Below are 2,539 nucleotides of genomic sequence, written 5' to 3'. Positions count from 1 at the left end.
AAGAGGATGCGTTCAGTTGTGGTCGTCTTGCCCGCATCAATGTGGGCCATGATGCCGATGTTGCGGACCTTGTTCAGGTCGGTGAGCACGTCCTGTGCCACGGAAATCTTCCCCGCTCGTAGCTAGTTGGGATTTTCGGGGACGACCCTGTGGTCGTCTCTATGTCAACGCCGGAAGCGGCAGGTAAGTGCCGCTTTCCGACTGTGCCTCCCGACCCAGAAAACGACGGGCCGGGTAGACGTCACCAGCGGTAGTGCGCGAAGGCCCGGTTGGACTCGGCCATCTTGTGGGTGTCCTCACGACGCTTCACCGAAGCGCCGAGGCCGTTGCTGGCGTCGAGCAGCTCGTTGGCGAGGCGCTCGACCATGGTCTTCTCCCGACGGGCGCGCGAGAAGTTCACCAGCCAGCGCAGCGCCAGGGTGTTGGCGCGGCCGGGACGAACCTCGACCGGCACCTGGTAGGTGGCGCCACCGACGCGGCGGGGCTTCACCTCGAGGGACGGCTTGACGTTGTCGAGCGCGCGCTTGAGGGTGACGACCGGATCGGTGCCGGTCTTCTCGCGCGCCTGCTCCAGCGCGCCGTAGACGATGCGCTCTGCGGTGGACTTCTTGCCGTCCAGCAGGATCTTGTTGACCAGCTGAGTAACCAGCGGCGAACCGTAGACCGGGTCGTTGATCAGCGGACGCTTGGGTGCGGGGCCCTTGCGTGGCATATCAGCTCTTCTCCTTCTTGGCGCCGTAACGGCTGCGGGCCTGCTTGCGGTTCTTCACACCCTGGGTGTCGAGCGAGCCACGGATGATCTTGTAGCGGACACCCGGAAGGTCCTTCACACGACCGCCGCGAACGAGCACCATCGAGTGCTCCTGCAGGTTGTGGCCCTCACCCGGGATGTAGGCCGTGACCTCGACCGCGCTGGTCAGGCGAACACGCGCGACCTTGCGCAGCGCGGAGTTCGGCTTCTTCGGGGTGGTGGTGTACACGCGGGTGCACACGCCACGACGCTGCGGGCTCCCCTTGAGGGCCGCGGTCTTGGTCTTGGCGACCTTGTCACGACGACCCTTGCGGACCAGCTGGTTGATGGTTGGCATAGACCGGCTTTCCTTAATTAGTTAACGCGGTGTCTGGAACTTCATGTCTTTGTCATCGAGCTTTCACTCGCACGTCCGGCCGCGTTTCTCGCGTCCCGAGGTCGGGCGTGTCGCACGCAAGACATATCCCGAATTCCGGGCACGCCGGAAAGGTCGGCCGCTCTCGCTGGCCTACGTTTGCGCACGAACTTGCCCGCATGCTTCCGGGCACAGCGATCCACGATACTCGTGACCGCGACACAGGGTCAAAGTGGGGTCGGTCATCACGCCCTACGGGCCAATACCATCTGCCAGGCTACCGCGCCAGATTCAGCGTCAACTCGACCAATTTCTGCGCGCCCGCGCACGGATCGGGATGGCCGCCGGGGTGGTAGTTGATCCACCAGCCGATGATGCCGGTGTCGGCGGCGCCCGCACTCACCCCGCACGAGTCGGGATCGTTCGGACGCGTCGTCTTCAGACCGCGCCGCCCCTGCACGGTGATGTTCTCGGTGTTGTAGCCGAGCTTGTCGTTATTGGACTTCTCGTTGTTCAGCGAGCCTTCCTCGTACCAGTTCAGCGTCACCATGGCCGAGCCGCCGGGCGCGTCCTCGACATCCCACATGCACACCGCGCCGTTGAAGGACGGGGATACAACCGTCGCATTGCCGACCGCCGCACCGATCTGGTCGAGCCCGACCACCTCGCATTCGCGCAGCAACTTGTCGAAATTGGTATTGATCGTGGTGGTGCCGCTGCCGCCCGCCGGATGCGCCGAACCCTTGACGGTTTTACCGCAGCCGCCCGCGGACACCGCGACCGCGAGCACCGCCGCGGCGACAGCCGCTACCCGCAGACCAGGACGTGAACTCATCCGCATTCCCCTCATTGCAGCCGCTGCACGGTCAACTCGGCCAGTTTGCGGGTCCGGTCACACGGATTGCCCTGTTCGGAGAACAGCCCGTAGGACATCGACCATTCGAAGAAATCGTCATCGAGCTGCACCGCGAGATCGCAGACCGAACCGCTGGGATCCAGTGCCTGGAAGCCCTTGCGGCCACCGACGTCGATGGTCTCCGGATTGCGCCCGACATTGGAGACCCATGCCTTCTCGCGATCGATCGGGCTACCCCGATAGGACGCGAAAGTGACACTCGGCGAAGCGAGTCCGGCGGATTGGAAGTTGCAGCCGACCGAATTCCGATTGACCCGCGCGAGTTGGCTCAACCCGGCGATATCGCGCACCTCTTGATCGGTGACATGACCGCACTCACCGACGAACGGGCCGAGCGTCGCGACCTTCGGCGGCGGGCGCAGCGGGGCATTCGAGGAATCGGAGTCACCATCCGAGCCGCAGGCCGACAGCGTCAATGCCAAGGCCAGACCGGTGATGATCGCCGACGGGATCCGCATGCGATGAACTCTACTGAAATCTTGGCGGCGCGGGCGCCGCGTGTTCGCGGCCCCCCGGT

General features: G+C 64.5%; 5 protein-coding genes. All 5 read right to left on the bottom strand.

Features of this window, described 5'->3' with window-relative positions; translation table 11 throughout:
- Window positions 1-101: GTP-binding protein (locus NP3_RS51265; RefSeq protein ID WP_373864833.1), on the bottom strand; the 101-nt coding region annotated here is incomplete at its 3' end.
- A gap of 140 nt (window positions 102-241) precedes the next feature.
- Window positions 242-712, bottom strand: coding sequence for a 30S ribosomal protein S7 (gene rpsG / locus NP3_RS42825; RefSeq protein WP_014353063.1), 471 nt, complete (start codon window positions 710-712; stop codon window positions 242-244).
- A gap of 1 nt (window position 713) precedes the next feature.
- Entirely contained in the window at window positions 714-1,088 is a 375-nt protein-coding gene (gene rpsL, locus NP3_RS42820) for a 30S ribosomal protein S12 (RefSeq protein WP_014353064.1), read from the bottom strand.
- 295 nt (window positions 1,089-1,383) lie between these two features.
- Window positions 1,384-1,941, bottom strand: a complete 558-nt coding sequence (locus NP3_RS42815; protein WP_063825064.1) for a DUF3558 domain-containing protein — start codon at window positions 1,939-1,941, stop codon at window positions 1,384-1,386.
- A gap of 11 nt (window positions 1,942-1,952) precedes the next feature.
- Window positions 1,953-2,480, bottom strand: a complete 528-nt coding sequence (locus NP3_RS42810) for a DUF3558 domain-containing protein (RefSeq protein WP_063047415.1) — start codon at window positions 2,478-2,480, stop codon at window positions 1,953-1,955.
- Window positions 2,481-2,539 lie beyond the last annotated feature (59 nt).

The organism is Nocardia pseudovaccinii NBRC 100343, assembly GCF_001613225.1.
Lineage (GTDB): Bacteria > Actinomycetota > Actinomycetes > Mycobacteriales > Mycobacteriaceae > Nocardia > Nocardia pseudovaccinii.
This window is presented reverse-complemented; position numbering and strand designations above follow the sequence as displayed.